The sequence below is a fragment of the Acidovorax radicis N35 genome, assembly GCF_000204195.1.
In the GTDB taxonomy this organism is placed as follows: Bacteria; Pseudomonadota; Gammaproteobacteria; order Burkholderiales; family Burkholderiaceae_C; genus Acidovorax; species Acidovorax radicis.
In genome coordinates, this window is record NZ_AFBG01000025.1 from 136,274 (window position 1) to 151,691 (window position 15,418).

14 protein-coding genes are annotated in these 15,418 nt (G+C 67.3%); 9 read left to right on the forward strand and 5 right to left on the reverse strand.

Going from position 1 to position 15,418, the window contains the following annotated elements; genetic code table 11:
* Positions 1 to 317: 317 nt before the first annotated feature.
* The 5 genes from ARADN35_RS0124915 to ARADN35_RS0124935 all read left to right on the forward strand — a co-directional run bounded on the left by ARADN35_RS0124915 (position 318) and on the right by ARADN35_RS0124935 (position 5,040).
* Positions 318 to 1,442, forward strand: coding sequence for an MlaE family ABC transporter permease (locus ARADN35_RS0124915; RefSeq protein WP_029414393.1), 1,125 nt, complete (start codon positions 318 to 320; stop codon positions 1,440 to 1,442).
* A complete protein-coding gene (locus ARADN35_RS0124920; RefSeq protein WP_010467085.1) occupies positions 1,439 to 2,320 on the forward strand; it encodes an ABC transporter ATP-binding protein in 882 nt (293 codons plus the stop codon). The genes ARADN35_RS0124915 and ARADN35_RS0124920 overlap by 4 nt, the downstream gene beginning before the upstream one ends.
* Positions 2,320 to 3,285 carry an MlaD family protein gene (locus ARADN35_RS0124925; protein ID WP_010467087.1) on the forward strand — a complete coding sequence of 322 codons (966 nt, stop codon included), beginning with the start codon at positions 2,320 to 2,322 and terminating at the stop codon, positions 3,283 to 3,285. The genes ARADN35_RS0124920 and ARADN35_RS0124925 overlap by 1 nt, the downstream gene beginning before the upstream one ends.
* Before the next feature lie 9 nt (positions 3,286 to 3,294).
* Entirely contained in the window at positions 3,295 to 4,002 is a 708-nt protein-coding gene (locus ARADN35_RS0124930; protein WP_029414394.1) for an ABC-type transport auxiliary lipoprotein family protein, read from the forward strand.
* Between the two features lie 255 nt (positions 4,003 to 4,257).
* Complete coding sequence (locus ARADN35_RS0124935; RefSeq protein WP_010467091.1) at positions 4,258 to 5,040, forward strand: hypothetical protein; 783 nt, start codon at positions 4,258 to 4,260, stop codon at positions 5,038 to 5,040.
* An 83-nt stretch (positions 5,041 to 5,123) separates the two neighbouring features.
* On the opposite strand, the gene ARADN35_RS0124940 is transcribed toward ARADN35_RS0124935, so the two are convergent.
* The 3 genes from ARADN35_RS0124940 to ARADN35_RS26800 form a co-directional block, all read right to left on the reverse strand.
* Positions 5,124 to 6,527, reverse strand: coding sequence for an NAD(P)/FAD-dependent oxidoreductase (locus ARADN35_RS0124940; protein ID WP_010467093.1), 1,404 nt, complete (start codon positions 6,525 to 6,527; stop codon positions 5,124 to 5,126).
* A 118-nt stretch (positions 6,528 to 6,645) separates the two neighbouring features.
* On the reverse strand, positions 6,646 to 8,091 hold the full coding sequence (locus tag ARADN35_RS0124945; RefSeq protein WP_010467095.1) for a DUF1501 domain-containing protein: 1,446 nt from the start codon (positions 8,089 to 8,091) through the stop codon (positions 6,646 to 6,648).
* A gap of 11 nt (positions 8,092 to 8,102) precedes the next feature.
* Positions 8,103 to 10,127 carry a DUF1800 domain-containing protein gene (locus tag ARADN35_RS26800; RefSeq protein WP_010467097.1) on the reverse strand — a complete coding sequence of 675 codons (2,025 nt, stop codon included), beginning with the start codon at positions 10,125 to 10,127 and terminating at the stop codon, positions 8,103 to 8,105.
* 423 nt (positions 10,128 to 10,550) lie between these two features.
* Between ARADN35_RS26800 and ARADN35_RS0124955 the strand changes: the two genes are divergently transcribed.
* The 4 genes from ARADN35_RS0124955 (at position 10,551) to ARADN35_RS0124970 (ending at position 13,405) form a co-directional block, all read left to right on the forward strand.
* Positions 10,551 to 10,769 (forward strand): CsbD family protein, encoded by a 219-nt coding sequence (locus ARADN35_RS0124955; protein ID WP_010467098.1) that lies wholly within the window; start codon positions 10,551 to 10,553, stop codon positions 10,767 to 10,769.
* A gap of 123 nt (positions 10,770 to 10,892) precedes the next feature.
* Positions 10,893 to 11,474 carry a hypothetical protein gene (locus ARADN35_RS0124960; protein ID WP_010467099.1) on the forward strand — a complete coding sequence of 194 codons (582 nt, stop codon included), beginning with the start codon at positions 10,893 to 10,895 and terminating at the stop codon, positions 11,472 to 11,474.
* Between the two features lie 198 nt (positions 11,475 to 11,672).
* Entirely contained in the window at positions 11,673 to 12,188 is a 516-nt protein-coding gene (locus ARADN35_RS0124965; protein ID WP_010467100.1) for a hemerythrin domain-containing protein, read from the forward strand.
* Positions 12,189 to 12,358: 170 nt separating this feature from the next.
* Positions 12,359 to 13,405 carry a GGDEF domain-containing protein gene (locus tag ARADN35_RS0124970; protein ID WP_010467101.1) on the forward strand — a complete coding sequence of 349 codons (1,047 nt, stop codon included), beginning with the start codon at positions 12,359 to 12,361 and terminating at the stop codon, positions 13,403 to 13,405.
* Positions 13,406 to 13,506: 101 nt separating this feature from the next.
* Here ARADN35_RS0124970 and ARADN35_RS0124975 read toward each other — a convergent pair whose 3' ends face one another.
* Positions 13,507 to 13,827, reverse strand: coding sequence for a hypothetical protein (locus ARADN35_RS0124975; protein ID WP_081474711.1), 321 nt, complete (start codon positions 13,825 to 13,827; stop codon positions 13,507 to 13,509).
* Positions 13,824 to 15,272: a cell envelope integrity protein CreD gene (gene creD / locus ARADN35_RS0124980; RefSeq protein WP_010467103.1), complete on the reverse strand. Its 1,449-nt coding sequence runs from the start codon at positions 15,270 to 15,272 to the stop codon at positions 13,824 to 13,826. Before creD ends, ARADN35_RS0124975 begins: the two co-directional genes overlap by 4 nt.
* Positions 15,273 to 15,418: the final 146 nt, after the last annotated feature.

The following is a 15,418-nucleotide window of genomic DNA, read 5'->3' on the forward strand; positions in this document are numbered from 1 at the left end:
TGGCGGCCTGTTTGATATTAATTTCACGCATTCCTGGCCTACCTGTGCTTGGCGCACGGCCCTGGGGTTCCTCTGCACGAATCGTCGCGCCGCGTGCATCTGCGGTCTCGGGCGGTCTGCGGCGTTGCAAAACCTCGCAATAGCTACGGCTATTGCTGCGTTTTGCACCTTGCAGTCCATCCCGATCCGCAGCGCACACTTTCCGCTCGATTCGTGCAGAGGATCCCTGGCGGGCATCAATCCTACGTGCCGCCTGCGGCTGGCTCCGCTACCATGCACCCTCCCTTTCATTCTTGGCGGCCCGCGCTGCCCAGTTCATGACCGACCCCGCTCCTCGCATTGTTAGCGCCGATACGCCCCAGGGGCCTTGTGCGCAGCTGCATGGGCGCTGGGGCGCGGCCGAGCTGGGAACCGGGGCGCAGTGGGAGGCCGTGTCGGGCCAGCTGCGCAGCCACCCGGCCGCACCCACACTGGGCTGGGACCTGACGCAGCTGCAGTGGCTGGACCACGTGGGCGCCCAGTTGCTGTGGAACCACTGGCAGCATGCCTGGCCCGAGCGCCTGGCCTGCTCCGACGCACAGCGCGACATGCTTGCACGCGTGGCGCAGTTCACCTGCACCGCGCCGCCGCCCGAGCCCTGGCGGCTGGGCGAGCAGGTGGACCACCTCGGGGTGCTGGTGCTGCACGGCGTGGACCATGCCCGCCACATGCTCGAAATGGTGGGCCGGCTGGTACTGGATCTGGGTCGCCTGGCGCGTGCCCCGCGCCGGGGGCCGTGGCGCGACGTCTCTGGCCACCTGTACCGCATGGGGGCCACGGCCCTGCCCATCACGGCGCTGGTGGGCTTCCTCATCGGTGTGGTGCTGGCCTACCTGATGAGCCTGCAGCTGCGGCAGTTTGGCGCCGAGTCGTTCATCGTCAACATCCTGGGCATCTCGCTCATCCGTGAGCTGGGGCCGATGCTGGCCGCCATCCTGGTGGCAGGGCGCTCGGGCTCGTCGATCACCGCGCAGATCGGCGTGATGCGCGTGACCGAGGAACTCGATGCCATGCGTGTCATGGGCATTCCCCACGGCTTTCGGCTGGTGATGCCCCGCACCATTGCGCTGGCGCTGGCGATGCCGCTCATCAGCGTGTGGACCACGCTGGCCGCGCTGGCGGGCGGCATGCTGGCGGCCGACGTGGCCATGGACATCTCGCCCGGCTACTTCGTGCAGGCCCTGCCCGCCGCCGTCAAGATCGGCAACCTGGGCCTGGCCATGGCCAAGTCGGTGGTGTTTGGAGCGTTCATCGCGCTCATCGGCTGTCACTGGGGCCTGCGCGTGAAGCCCAACACCCAGAGCCTGGGCGAAGGCACCACGGCCTCGGTGGTCACGTCGATCACCATGGTCATCATCGTGGACGCTTTGTTTGCGGTGGCTTTCAAAAACATCGGCATATGACTGAGCGCATCGCCAAGCCCGAACACATCGCCGTCGCGCCCGGCGAGCCGCCCATCGTGGACGTGCAAGGCCTGTGGACGGTGTTCGGCAAGGGCGATGAAACCTTCACCGTGCACCAGGACCTGAACTTCACCGTGCAGCGCGGTGAGATGCTGTCGCTGGTAGGGGGCTCGGGCACGGGCAAGACAGTGCTCCTGCGCCAGATCCTGGGCCTGGCCCGGCCAGCGCGGGGCCAGGTCACGGTGCTGGGGCGCCCGGCGTCTGAAATGGGGCGCGAGGGCGCGGCCAGCCGCGTGGGCATGCTGTTCCAGCACGGCGCGCTGTTCTCGGCTTTCAACGTGCTCGACAACGTGGCGTTTGCGCTGCGCGAGCAGGGCACCCTGCCCGACGACCTGGTGCGCGATGCCGCGCTGGTCAAGCTGCAGATGGTGGGCCTTCAGCCCGAGCACGCCACGCGCATGCCGGCAGACCTGTCGGGCGGCATGGTCAAGCGCGTGGCATTGGCGCGCGCGCTCATCATGGACCCGCCGCTGCTGCTGCTCGACGAACCCACGGCCGGGCTCGACCCGAGCAGCTCCGACGACTTCTGTGCCTTGCTGCGCGAGCTGCGGGCCGCACTGGGGCTCACGGTGGTCATGGTCACGCACGACCTGGATACGCTGTTTGCGCTGAGCACCCGCGTGGCCGTGCTGGCCGATAAAAAGGTCATCGTCACCGGACCGCCGCACGAGGTGGCGCATTTCCAGCACCCGTTCATCGAACACTTCTTCCTGGGTGAACGTGGCCAGCGCGCCATGGCCCCGGTGCAATCCGTGGAGCACGCCCTGGCAGCACAGACCGCCGTCGCCGCGCCCACGCCCGACAAGGAACCCACCTGATGGAAAACAAATCCCACGCCCTCGCCGCAGGCATCTTTGTGCTGGTGGTGGCCGCCATGCTGGCGGGCCTGGCCATCTGGCTCACGCGCGACAGCGCCAACTACGAGCAGTACGAGCTGTCCACCAAGGACGGCGTGAGCGGGCTGCAGCCCCAGGCCGCCGTGCGCTACAAGGGCGTGGCCGTGGGCAAGGTCACGCGCATCGGCTTCGACCCGCAGGTGACGGGCAACGTGCTCATCCGCATTGCGGTCAACGAGCAGGCGCCCATCAGCCCCACCACCTTCGCCGTGCTGGGCTACCAGGGCGTGACGGGCCTGGCCCACGTCCTGCTGGACGACGCAGACAAGCCCTACCCCGAGCTGCCCCCGGGCCCGAGCGGCCTGCCGCGCCTGCCCATCAAGCCGTCGCCGTTTGGCAAGCTCGCCGAGCAGGCACCCGCCATCCTCGCCCAGGTGGACGAAGCCACGCGGCGCATCAACCAGCTGCTGGGCGACACCAACCAGCAGAAGCTGACGGAGGCCCTGGGCAACATTGCCCAGGCGGCAGGCAGCGTGAACACATTGACCCAGCGGCTCGATGCCACCGTGGCCCAGCGCCTGGACCCGGCCCTGGCCGCGCTGCCCCCGCTGGCCAGCGATGCCCGCAAGACCCTGCAGTCGCTGCAGCAGGCCGGCGCCAGCGTGTCGGTGCTGGCGGCCGACGTCAGCAAGACCACGCAGCGCCTGGGGGCGGAGGGTGGCCCCATCGACCAGATCACCATCGGCACGCAGTCCCTCGCCCGCGCGGCCGACCAGTTCAGCACCACCACGCTGCCGCGCCTGAACCGTGCCGCCGACGACACCTCGCGCGCGGCGCGCCAGCTCAGCCGCACGGCGGGCGGCGTCACCGACAACCCGCAGCTGTTCATCTATGGGTCTGGCCGCATCCCGCCCGGCCCGGGTGAACAGGGCTTTGCCGCACCGTGAGGAGCGTTTATGACCAATACTATTAAAAACATAGCTGCTAACGCATATCAGTCAAGCGCTAGAGGCCTGTTTGCCTCTATTTTTTCTGTGGTGGTGCTCGGCATCGCAGGCTGTTCGGCGCTGCCCAGCCCGCCATCGCGCCCCGCACTGTATGACTTTGGCCCCGGCGCACTTGCCCCGGTGCCCACCGACCGCCGCGCGCCCCTGCCACCCCTGGCGCTGGCCGATGTGGAGGCCCCCGGCCTGCCCGAAGGGAGCAATGCCGTGCTCTACCGCCTGGCCTATTCCGACACCCAGCAGCTGCGCCCGTACAGCCAGGCCCGCTGGAGCCAGCCGCCTGCGCAGTTGCTGCAGCAGCGCCTGCGTGAACACCTGGGCCAGCGGCGTGCGGTGCTCAAGGCCGACGATGCTGCGGCCCAGGCACGCGATACGGCCCAGGGCAACCGGCTGCCTTCGGTGTTGCGCGTGGAGCTGGAGGAGTTCAGCCACATCTTCGTCCAGCCGACCGAGAGTGCGGGCGTGGTGCGCCTGCGCGCCACGGTGGTGGACCTGACGCTGTCTGGTGAAGTGCTGCGCGGCCAGCGCGTGTTCATCGCGCGCACCCCCGCGCGCAGTGCCGACGCAGCGGGCGGCGTGGCCGCACTGGCCGAGGCGTCCACCCAGGTGGCGCAGGAACTGGCCGCGTGGGTGGAACAGGTGGGCGACGTCCGCCAATGACGCGGCGGGGCAGCCCGCCGGGCTGAGCCGCAAGACGCTGCACAGACTTGCCCCAAGGAGCGCGGCGGAGCGCAGGCCATGGAGCGGGTGTTTCCTTGGGGGGAGTCCCCCCAATCGCTGGACTGAAGTCCAGCGCATCGCACATGTCTGGGTGGTGTGCTGGCGTGGGCACGGGCACATTTCCAACGGCCGCCGCAGTGCGTACCATGTCGCTTCCCGTATCCAAAAATCACACAACACATCGAGAGGGACGCCATGTTCATCGTCTGGGGGAAGAAGCTCGTCTATCGAAAACTCGGCCATGTGGCCGATTTTTGTCCCATCTGCCGCAAACCACGCGCCTTCGTGCTGCAACGCCTGGGTTCAGCGGGGCACGTGTACTACATCACGGTGAGCCAGGGAGAGCTGGTGGGCTACGAGCGCACCTGCGTGCGTTGCGACACCTCGTTCAATGCCGAGCCCACCCATTACGCTGCAGTGGCACCCAAGCCCGCGCCTTTGCCCGAGTTGGCGCGGCAGACCTTTCCGAACCTGGAGCAGGCCTGGAAGGAGCGGTTGGACCTGGAGCGGCAATTGCGCGCGGACCCGCGCGCCCTGCACGCCGATGACCGCAAGGCGCTGATCCGCAGCCCATTTCTGCTGCTGTCGCCCAAGGTCGAAAAGCGTTTTGCATCCACCCATTTCGACAAGGAGGTCGGCATCTCCGCCCTCGTCGCGCTGGGCCTGATGATTGCAGGGCCCGCCATCGTGCACAAGCTGTCTCCCGACTCGTCCGACCTGGCGGTGCTGGTGTTCATGGCCCTGGGCGTGCTGCTCGTGATCGTGCAGATGGTGCTGGCGGGCGGGCGGTTCATGCGGCGCGAGGTAGTGCCGGTGCTCGCCCAGTGCCTGCGGCCCCTGCAGCCCACACCCGGCGAGTTGCAGGCCGTGATGGCGGAGCTCAAGACCTTGCGGCACAAGATGGCCAGCAAGCTCAAGCTGGCGGAACTGATCGCGCACATCCGGGGCCCGCAGGGCGCCGCCGGGGCGCGCGGCTGAATCAGGTCCTTGGAACGTCGGTACGCAGGCGGGGCGAGACGGCGTACTCTCGCTGCGGTGCTGCGGTGCTGCGGTGCTGCGGCCTACGGCTGGGGTTTTTGGGGGGGCTTCGACACAGACGCAGCGGCCACCGAAGGCTGCCCCTCGATCCCCGTCACCACCCGCGCATAGCGCGCAAAGCTCCAGTACGCCCAGGCCCAGTCCAGCAGCACCACCAGGCGGTTGCGAAAGCCGATCAGGAAGTAGACGTGCGCGAAGAGCCAGAACAGCCACGCAAAGTAGCCTGAGAACCGCACCGGCCCGGCGGGTGAGGTGAGGTCCACCACGGCGGAGTTGCGGCCGATGGTGGCCAGGTTGCCGTAGTCGCTGTAGCGGAACGGCTGCGCGGGCTGGCCACTGAGCCGGCGCAGGATGTTGGCGGCGGCGACCCGGCCCATCTGCTTGGCGCCGGGGGATACGCCGGGGACAGGCGTCGGCTCCTGGCCGGGCGCGTGGCTCTTGGCCGCAGCCAGGTCGCCGATCACGCTGATTTCGGGGTGGCCGGGCAGCGTGAGGTCGGGCGCCACGACCACGCGGCCAGCGCGGTCGGTGGTGCACCCGGTGGCCTCGGCCAGCTGGCGGCCCAGCGCAGAAGCGGCCACGCCCGCAGCCCAGACAATGCACTTGCTCTTTATTTGATAGCTATTTGCGCCTGATGAATCAGCGCTGGATGGCGATTCGACCATCAGTCCCTCGGCGTCAATGGCGGTAACGCGGGCGTTGAGGCGCACTTCCACCCCCAGCTTTTCCAGCTGCTCCCTGGCGCGCTGGCTCAGCGTCTCCGGCATGGACTGGAGCACGCGGGCGCCGCCTTCGAGCAGGATGATTTTTGCGCTGGCCGGGTCGATGTGCCGGAACTCGCCCGGCAGCGTGTGGCGTGCGATCTCGGCCAGGGTGCCCGCCATCTCCACGCCCGTGGGGCCGGCGCCGACGACCACAAAGTTGAGCCAGTCGGCGCGGCGCACAGGGTCCGTCTCTTTTTCGGCGGCCTCGAAGGCCAGCAGGATACGGCGGCGGATCTCGAAGGCATCGTCCAGCGTCTTGAGCCCGGGCGCGTGGGTGGCCCAGGCGTCCTGGCCGAAGTAGCTGTGCGTGGCACCGGCCGCGACGATGAGGTGGTCGTAGGGCAGGGGCGCGGAGGGATGGGATCCGCCCTTCAGGTGTACGGTGCGTGCCGCCACATCGATGTGCGTGACCTCGCCCAGCAAGGTCGTGACGTTGGGCTGCTGGCGAAACAGGTGGCGGATGGGCGCCGCGATGGCCGGGGCCGACAGCCCGGCGGTGGCGACCTGGTAGAGCAGGGGCTGGAAGAGGTGGTGGTTGGTCTTGTCGATGAGCGTCACGTCCAGTGCGGCACCACGCAGCGCACGGGCGGCTTCAAGGCCGCCGAAGCCGCAGCCGATGATGACAACACGGGGACGGGGCGAGGGAGCGGAGGAAGTGGTCATGCCCCCATTATTGGGGCTCGCAGCTTCCGGGCGGCCAGTGAAACTGGCGCCGCCTTGGGCAAGGGCAGCAAGCCAAGGCCCGCCCCGAGCGGCGCAGCCGCTCGGGGGATGTTTCACATCAAGCCATAAAGCCCAGGTTGGTCGGGTAGTCGGCCCCGCCGAAGTGGCTCAGGTTGGGCAGCACACCCGGCAGTTCGCTGTTGCTCACGCCAAACCAGCTGGCCAGCGTGGCCGCGTATTGGTCCACCGAGGTGCTGGGCAGCAGGCGACCCTGGCCCACATGCCATTGGTCGTTGGCATCGGCGGTGTTGGTGATGCTGACCGGGGGGGCCTTGCCGTAGAAGGCCTTGCCCTTGACCGCGCCACCCACCATGAGATGGTGGCTGCCCCAGCCGTGGTCCGAGCCGTCGCCGTTGGAGCTGAGCGTGCGGCCGAAGTCCGAGGCCGTGAACGCCGTCACCTTGTCGGCCACGCCCAGTTCGACGGTGGCGTTGTAGAACGCGGTCATGGCTTCGCTCACGCGCTGCATGAGCGTGGGCTGCTGCGAGATCAGGTTGTCGTGCAGGTCGAAGCCGCCGAGCGACACCATGAAGACCTGCCGTTTGCTGCCCAATGTGGTGCGCGCGCCGATGAGGCGGGCGACCATCTTGAGCTGGTCGGCGAGCGAATTGCTGGAGGGGAAGGCCGTGGCCAGGTTGACCCCGGCCAGCCCCGAGGTGATGGAGGCTTCTGCGCCCACGGCCCGCGCGGTGACGCGGTTGTATTCGTTTTCCAGCGTCTGGCCGCTGTTTTGCTGGATCAGCGAGCTGAGTGCCGCGCGCACGGCCGTGGAGCCATAGACGTTGTTCTTGACGCCGTTGATCGCGATCGCGCCGTTGGTGCTGACCTGGTACTGCAGCGCGGAGTCACCCGAGAGGAACACCGCATTGCCCGTGACGGAGATGCAGGTGAACAGCGAACTGCCGTTGGAGGACAGCGCCAGGTCGCCGATGTTGCCGCCCCAGCCCACGGTGGAGCCTTCGGGCGAAGACGACTGCCAGACCGACTGCTGGTCGTTGTGCGAGAACAGCTTGGGGGGCAGCGGGTACAGCGTGCGGTTGCTGCTGCTGTACTGCGCACGGGTGAGTGGCACCACCAGGGGACCCACGTTCAGCTGCACGGCGGCCTTGCCGGTGTTGAACAGGTTCGTCAGCCCGGTCATGGCGGGGTGCAGTGCGTACTGCCGCCCCCCGGCCAGCGGCGTGGTGGGGGTGAGCAGCGTGGGCGTGAGCGCGGACTTGGCCAGGGCGATGCCACCGGCCGTCTGGCCGGCCCCGCCGCCACGGATGGCGTTGTACTTGTTGTAGCTGTCGTCGTCGTAGGTGATGACAGTGTTGCCATAGTCATTGCCGCCGTACAGGAAGACGCAGACCAGCGCCTTGTAGTCCGTGGCCGTGAAGGCTGCGGCCTCGCCAACGGCCGCGAGATTGAGCGCAAAGGGCAGGGCCGTGCCCGCCATGCCCAGCTGGGCCGAGCGGCGCAGGAAAGCGCGGCGGGAGTGGAGTTCGGGTTGGAGGAGATGCATGGCGGCGCGCCTTATTTCTGGATCAGGTATTCGGCCGAGGCCATGACGAGGAAAATCGCGGCCGCCACGCGGTCGCGCTTGGCGTTGTCCGCGCTCGCGGCCGTGACGGACGTGGTCTTGAGGGCATCCGCGATGAGCTTGATGGTGGCCGCAGACAGTTGGCCGCCGGTCATGAGCAGGTTGACCCGGTCGACCAGCGCGTCGGCATCGGCCACGATGGCCAGTTCGTTGGTGTAGGCCGCCTTGATGTCGACGCCGTTGTTGCTGGTGCTGCCGTTGTTGGGCAGGTCTGGCGCGTTCACGAAGATGCCGTTGCGGATCACGCCCTGCATGTAGTTGAGGTAGCCGCCCACGCTGCTTTCGTTGACGAGCTGGAACTCCGGCGCCACGGCGCCCGCCGTGGCCAGAGCGGTCGAGGGCGGCACATAGCCCGGCCGGAAGAAGTTGAACACCGACGGCGAGCGCAGCGGGCTCTGCGCCAGGCGCGAACCCGCCGAGCTGAGGTCGCCGATCTTCCAGCTGCCATATTGCGAAGCGATGCCGAACGTGCGGCCCCATTGCACGAAGCGCAACATGGGTTCGCGCAGCCGGCCGAACATGGCGTCCGTGAGCCCGGCGGGCCCGCGGGCCTCGTTGTCCAGCAAAACCGCCTTGACCACGGCGCGCATGTCGCCGCGCACGCCGACACCGTTGTTGTTGAAGGCGGCGGCCACGCGGCTCACGTAGCCCGGCGATGGATTGCTGGTGACCAGGCGCTGGATCAGCTGCTTGCCGATGAACGGCCCCACGTTGGGGTGGTTGAAGATGGTGTCCAGCGCGGTCTTGAGCGCCGCCGCGCCGGGGGTGCCGGCGGCAACGGTGGTGCCCAGGAAGGTGGCGGCCAGCGTGGAGTGCCGCGACTCGGTGAGTGCCATGGGCAGCCGCGTGAAATGGGTGCTGGGCACGGTGCGCGTGGTACCCGGCACGGTGGTCTGCACGTTTTGCGACTGGTCGTAGTCGTAGCCCGTGAACACGCGTGCCAGGTTGGTGATGTCGCTTTGGGTATAGCTGTCGACCACTTGGCCCGAGCCATCGCGCTTGGCCGTGCCGTCCTGGTTGAGGTCCACGAGCCCGATGGACATCAGCTGGAGGATCTCGCGCGCATAGTTCTCGTCGGGCTGGCGGCCCGTGGAGGGGTTTTCCTTCTGGTTGCCGCGCGTGTTGAGGTAGTAGCCCATCGCGGGGTTGAGGGTCACGTCCTCCAGCAGCTGGCGGAAGTTGCCGAAGGCATTGGCCACGAGCTGGTCCCAATAGTGGGCGATGGCGTGGCTGCGCCAGCTGAAGTCCAGGCCCGAGAGCGATACCACGCAGATTTCGGACAGCGCGAGGGCCACGCGTTTGCGCAGCCCGTCGGTGGACGTCATGAGCTGCTGCCAGATCATGCAGTCGCCCGGGTAGGTGTTGTCGTAGTACGACGTGGTGTTGTCCACCGTGTTGTAGCCGCGCTGGTTCAGCCAGTCCCACCCCTTGGTGCCAACGGGCAGGCTGAACTGGTTGTTGATCCAGCCGTCGTAGGTGCCGGCGCGCAGGGTGGCAATCTCGCCCGTCGAGGCCGAGAACTGCGCTTGCAGCAGGAAGCGGGCCGCCTCCGAATCGGTGCCGGCCTTTGTGTACGTGTAGGAGCCCGCACCCGGGGCCGGTGGAGGCGGCGGGGGCGGTGGAGTCGATGGCCCCGGCGCGGGCGTGGGCCCGGGCGCCGGTGCAGGCCCGGGGGAAGGGGGCGTCGTGGGGCTGGGTGTGGGGGCCGGGCCGGGGGTAGGGGCCGGGCCTGGCGTGGGGGTCGGTGTGGTCCCTGGAGCGGGCGTCGCGGGCGGGCTCACGGTGTCATCGGCTGCGTCGCCGCCACCGCAGGCTGCCAGCGCCACGCTGGCCATCAGGGCGGCGAGCGTGGCTTCCTTGGGCAGCGGGGCCGGGCGTGGAGCCGCCTGCGCGGTGTCGATTCCCTCTGCAACTTCGGCAGGCGCCGCTGCGCGAGGTTCCTCTTTCATCAGTGTCATGGTGGGTCTGCTAGTTGTTGGTAGCGGGAGCAACACCACACGCAGAGCTATCAGGCGCCCTGCATGCATGGACGGTGCGCTTCGGTAGCTCTGCCATGGATGCCAAGGCCTGGTCCAAGTGTATGGATTTGCAACTGAGAGCCTGTTGGGCTAAATCGTTATGAATGACTACAACGGTCACCAAATGCAACGGTTTACGCAAAGAGGCTGGTTTCGATTAAGGCGTATTCCCGCCGGATCTTGCTGCGCACCCTGCGGCGGCTTGTCCGGCAGCGGTGTAGTCCAGAGGCCGACGTTCGCTGCCACCGGGAGCCTACGCGCGGCGCACTGCAGTGTTTCTACAGTGGGCTCATCGCTGTCCGGCACCGTTTACCGCCATATCGGTGGCATGGCCGCAGCGAGCCACTCTCAAGGATGAAGACCATGAATGAAGACACCGTCAAGGGCAACTGGAAGCAGTTCAAGGGCAAGATGATTGAACAGTGGGGCAAGCTCACGAACGATGACTTCGACGTCATCGACGGCAAGCGCGAGCAGTTCCTGGGCAAGCTGCAAGAGCGCCAGGGCATTGCCCGCGACGCCGCCGAAAAGCAGCTCAAGGAGTGGCAGGACCGCCACCCTGACTTTCGCTTCAACGACTGACCGGGGTCTGGTGCCGGGGCCAGCCCCCTGCGCCTGAGCCGCACGGGCAACCAGCAGACGGCCGGCGCACCTTCGCACCGGCCTGCTCCCTATCCCCTACCTATCCAATTCGAGGAGAAACCCATGAAATTCGCACGAACTCTGATCGCTTCCGTGGCTGCTGGCCTGCTGGCAACCTCTGCCTTCGCCATGACAGCCCCTGAACACAAGGCCGCCAAGGACCAGATCTCGGCCGCCTACAAGGCCGACAAGCAAAAGTGTGATGCCCTGTCGGCCAACGCCAAGGACATCTGTGTGAAGGAAGCCAAGGGCAAGGAAGACGTGGCCAAGGCCGAGCTCGAAGCCCAGTACAAGCCCAGCGCAAAAGCCACCCAGAAGGTCGCCGAAGCCCGTGCTGACGCAGCCTACTCTGTCGCCAAGGAAAAATGCGATGACCTGAAGGGCAATGAAAAGGATGTCTGTGAAAAGGACGCCAAGGCTGCCCATGTGAAGGCCAAGGAAGATGCCAAGGTCGCCGCGGTGCAGGCCAAGCCCGCGGACAACGCTGCCGAAAAGGGCGCCGCCGTGGCGGAGGCCCGCAAGGATGCCAACGCAGAAAAGAACGACGCCAACTACAAGGCCGCCAAGGAGCGCTGCGATGCGCTGTCGGGTGATGCCAAGTCCAAGTGTGTGGACGACATGAAACGCATGTACGGCAAGAGCTGATCCCCTGTGGACCGCACAGTGGCCGGTACTCCCAGCCGCTGGCAGTCTTAAAAATGCCCCGCCCCGTGCGGGGCATTTTTTGTTGTGGGGGCCGAATGGTGCTGCGCGGTTGGCGCCGAACTGACCTGCATCAACACGCCCTGGTGGCTGGCGGCCTAAGCTCGTGCCCTGTTTTTATCTCGCTGCAAAGGGATTCGCATGGCACAACTCGAATGGTCGGACGCGCTGGCCCTGGACCTGCCCCTGATGGACGATACCCACCGCGAATTCGTGGATTTGCTGGCCGCCGTGCACCGGGCCGAGGATGGGCAGTTGCTCTCCGCCTGGCACGCACTGGTGGAGCATACCGACCACCATTTTGCGCAAGAGGATGCCTGGATGGCGTCCACCCGCTTTGCCTCGGGCAACTGCCACAGCATGCAGCACAGGGTGGTGCTGCAGGTCATGCGCGAAGGGGTGGTGCGGGCTGAGCAGGGCGACCTCCAGGTTCTGCGGGTGATGGCCAGCGAGCTGGCGCTGTGGTTTCCGCAGCACGCCCAGAGCATGGACGCGGCGCTGGCCCTGCACCTGCGCCGCGTGGGGTTTGACCCGGTCTCGGGCGTGGTGCATGCGCCGCACGCGCTGCCGGGCGAACTGATCCAGGGTTGTGGTGGATCGACCTGCTCCGATACCTCGGCCGGTGTTGCCGCCGCCGAACCCGCAGCGATGGCCTGAGCTCGTGAACACGTTTTGAGAGCCGGGCGCACAGCGCCGCTGCCTGCCGGTCCGCCCACGCGGCCAGCCATGGCGCAGCGCAAGCGTGCTTTCACCCGTGCGTGGGCTGCGCCGGTGTGGCATGCTGCCAAGTCTCTAGGCAAAGGTGGGCGGCATGACCGCTTTGCTCCATGGCCGAAATCTCTTCCACGGTGGCGCTGTACGACGACGCCGCAAGCCTGCAGGCCCTGCAGCGCTACGGCATTCTCGACACGCCGATGGAGCCTGCCTACGACGAGTTGGCCGAGATTGCGGCCCATGTGTGCGAAGCCCCGGTGGCCCTGATCAGCCTGCTGGACAGCCACCGCCAGTGGTTCAAGGCATCGGTGGGGCTCCCGCTGCGGGAAACCCCGCTGGACCAGTCCGTGTGCCGCTACGCAGTGCGGCAGCCCGGTGTGTTCATCGTGCCCGACCTCGCGCAGGATGCGCGTTTTGCCCACTTCAGCATCGTGACCCAGGAAAACCCCTTGCGTTTTTATGCCGGGGCGCCCCTGGTCACGCCCGATGGTTATGCCCTGGGCACGCTCTGCGTGCTGGACCACCGGCCGCGCCAGCTGTCCCAGAAAGCGCAGGACATGTTGTCCGCGCTGGCGCGCCAGGTGATCCGCCTGCTGGAGCTCAAGCGCGCCAACGACCGCCAGGGCCAGATGCTGGTGGAGCTGGAAGAAGCGCGCCGCCAGATGGCCGTGCTGGCCCATACCGACGTGCTCACCAGCCTGGCCAACCGCCGCTCGTTCACCGCGCGCCTTGTGCAGGAGCAGGCCCTTTTGCAGCGCGACGGCGAACCCGCCTGCCTGCTGATGATGGACATCGACCACTTCAAGCGTGTCAACGACGTGCACGGCCACCATGTGGGTGACCAGGCCTTGCAGCTTGTGGCCACGCTCTGCCGCGACGTGTTCCGCGCGGCCGATGTGGTGAGCCGATGGGGTGGCGAGGAGTTTCTGGCCCTGTTACCCGCCACCCGGGTGGACCAGGCCCAGGCGGTGGCGCAGCGCGTGCATGCCGCGCTGGCCGCCCACCCGGTGCCTGGCGTGGAGCCACCGCTGGTGCTGACGGTGAGCATGGGGCTGTCCAACTTTGATCCCCTGCGCCCGCTCGACATCACCCTGCGCGCGCTGGATTCGGCGCTCTACGCCGCCAAGCGCGAAGGCCGCAACCGCACGGTGGTGGTGTAGGGGCCTGTGCAGCGATTTGCTTCCATTTTGATAGCTAATAGCGCTTTCTTCTAAAGCGCTGGAGCCAATTTTCATCAAAACTCCAGCACTGCCTCAGCGTCTCAGTGCCCCGGGCTGCGGGGCAGCAGCAGGGCCGCCATGCGCCAGGACAGATCCCGCAGGGCCCGGCGCATGGCGGGTGAATCCTGCACACCCACAGGGCTGGGATCGCTGCGCGGGCAAAACGCGGCCTCCAGCACCTGCTGCTTGGCGCTGACCAGCGCCACCCGGTCTTGTGCCCGCAGGGCGGCCATCAGCTGGTCGCGGTGGCGCTGCACGCGCTCGGCCTCTGCCAGTGTCAAGGTAGGTGGGTGCGCCCCGGCGCCTGCCGCCGGGCCGGCCAGGTGCTGCGCCCAAGACCGGGGCGTGGTGTGTGTTGTCATGCGGCGCTCGCTGGGGGCGTGGTGGGGCGCGCAACGGGTGGGGCCGTGGGGCGGCGTGGCGGGGTCGTGCCCTGCGACAGCCCGTACCAGTTCACCTTGCGGGTCGCCACCATCACGGCCGCCAGCACCAGGAACAGCGCAATCGCACCCACCGCCAAGGCCGTCTGCTCCAGCTGCAGCAGCACGTACAGCAGCCCATACAGCACCGCGATGCCCCCGCCCAGCGGAATGCCCCGCGCCAGGCTGCCCAGCATGTGGCTTGCGTAGTAGGCGAGCAGCAGCACGCAGGCGCTGGCGGCCACGGCGTACGAGATGCCAAACGGCAGGTGCTCCGACAGGCTCACCAGCAGCAGGAAGAAGCTGCACAACGCGCTGCCCACCAGCAGGTACTGCACCGGGTGCACGCGCAGCTTCTTCATCAGCTCGAACAGGCCCACGGCCACGAAGGTCAGGGCAATGAACAGCACGCCGTACTTGGTGGCGCGGTCAGACAGCGAATAGGGGTTCACAGGGTCGATGAAGGCCACGCTGAAGCTGTCGGCGCAGTCTCCGGGGGGGGCTTCCCCGGGCACGTAGTCGCTGCGGTTGCCGTCGTCCGAACCCCCCAGGCAGATGCGCTTGCCGTTGGCGATATCGGCCTGCGCCGTGGTGGCCAGCGACGACAAGCGCCACTGGGCCGAAAAACCGGTCTTCTTGACCTCGCGCTCCGCTGGCAGAAAGCGGCCCCCAAACGAAGGGTGGGGCCAGCCACTGGTCATCTGCACTTCGGTGTTGCCGCCCAGCGGCACGAAGGCCAGGCGCTCGGTGCCCACCAGTTCCAGGTCCAGCGTGGCGGTCAGCCCGTCGGCCTTGCCGCGCACCGCTTCAGGCAACACGGCGTGCAGGCCCCGGCTGTAAGTGGGGTGGAAGGTGCCGGGCTTGAGGGCCAATGCATGCGATTCCATGGTGAACTGCGCGGTGCGGATGCCGCGCGCATCCCCCACGGCCATCATGACGATGGGGGCGCCGCAATGCATGCGCGAGTTTTTCATGCTGCTCTGCGGTACTAGGCTTGCCAGTGATCCCCATTGCGCCGTCACGTGGGCCTTGAGGTTGAAGGTGTTCACCTTGTGCAGCCCGCGCGCACGTTCTTCCATCGCGGCGCCGGTGGTGAGCTTGAGCTGCTCGGGCATGGCGGTCAGCAGGAACTCGCGGCGCTGCTCCACCATGCGGCGCTCGTCGCCCTTGCCGGTCTCTACCTCCCAGCTCTCCACACAGGCGCTGTGGATCATCGGGCCCATCAGCGTCTGCGGCCCGGCCAGGCTTTCGGCCACGCTCTGCGCGGTGATGCTGCGGTAGCGCAGCCGGTCGCGCACCACGTCTTCGATCATGCCGAGGCCAAAGAGCAGCAGCACAGTGATGGCGGCCAGCGCGGCCAGTTTGGTGAACAGGGGGTGTTTGAACAAGAGATCCTCCACAAATGATGTTGTGGGGGCAGTGTTGTGGCCCGGTGTGAGGGCGCTATGAAGTTTGTGAGGCCAGTGTGAAGTCGGGGCTGCCCGTATCGCCATGACCTGCCAGGTCATCGACGGCCGCGCCCCTTGCGCCTACA

Bases quoted from the DNA above. Each gene is read 5' to 3' on its own strand.
- ARADN35_RS0124975 (WP_081474711.1), bottom strand. From the start codon at position 13,827: ATGACAACACACACCACGCCCCGGTCTTGGGCGCAGCACCTGGCCGGC.
- ARADN35_RS0124940 (WP_010467093.1), bottom strand. From the start codon at position 6,527: ATGACCACTTCCTCCGCTCCCTCGCCCCGTCCCCGTGTTGTCATCATC.
- ARADN35_RS0124955 (WP_010467098.1), top strand. From the start codon at position 10,551: ATGAATGAAGACACCGTCAAGGGCAACTGGAAGCAGTTCAAGGGCAAG.
- ARADN35_RS0124960 (WP_010467099.1), top strand. From the start codon at position 10,893: ATGAAATTCGCACGAACTCTGATCGCTTCCGTGGCTGCTGGCCTGCTG.
- ARADN35_RS0124945 (WP_010467095.1), bottom strand. From the start codon at position 8,091: ATGCATCTCCTCCAACCCGAACTCCACTCCCGCCGCGCTTTCCTGCGC.
- ARADN35_RS0124930 (WP_029414394.1), top strand. From the start codon at position 3,295: ATGACCAATACTATTAAAAACATAGCTGCTAACGCATATCAGTCAAGC.
- ARADN35_RS0124920 (WP_010467085.1), top strand. From the start codon at position 1,439: ATGACTGAGCGCATCGCCAAGCCCGAACACATCGCCGTCGCGCCCGGC.
- ARADN35_RS0124915 (WP_029414393.1), top strand. From the start codon at position 318: ATGACCGACCCCGCTCCTCGCATTGTTAGCGCCGATACGCCCCAGGGG.
- ARADN35_RS0124965 (WP_010467100.1), top strand. From the start codon at position 11,673: ATGGCACAACTCGAATGGTCGGACGCGCTGGCCCTGGACCTGCCCCTG.
- ARADN35_RS0124935 (WP_010467091.1), top strand. From the start codon at position 4,258: ATGTTCATCGTCTGGGGGAAGAAGCTCGTCTATCGAAAACTCGGCCAT.
- ARADN35_RS0124925 (WP_010467087.1), top strand. From the start codon at position 2,320: ATGGAAAACAAATCCCACGCCCTCGCCGCAGGCATCTTTGTGCTGGTG.
- ARADN35_RS26800 (WP_010467097.1), bottom strand. From the start codon at position 10,127: ATGACACTGATGAAAGAGGAACCTCGCGCAGCGGCGCCTGCCGAAGTT.
- ARADN35_RS0124970 (WP_010467101.1), top strand. From the start codon at position 12,359: ATGGCCGAAATCTCTTCCACGGTGGCGCTGTACGACGACGCCGCAAGC.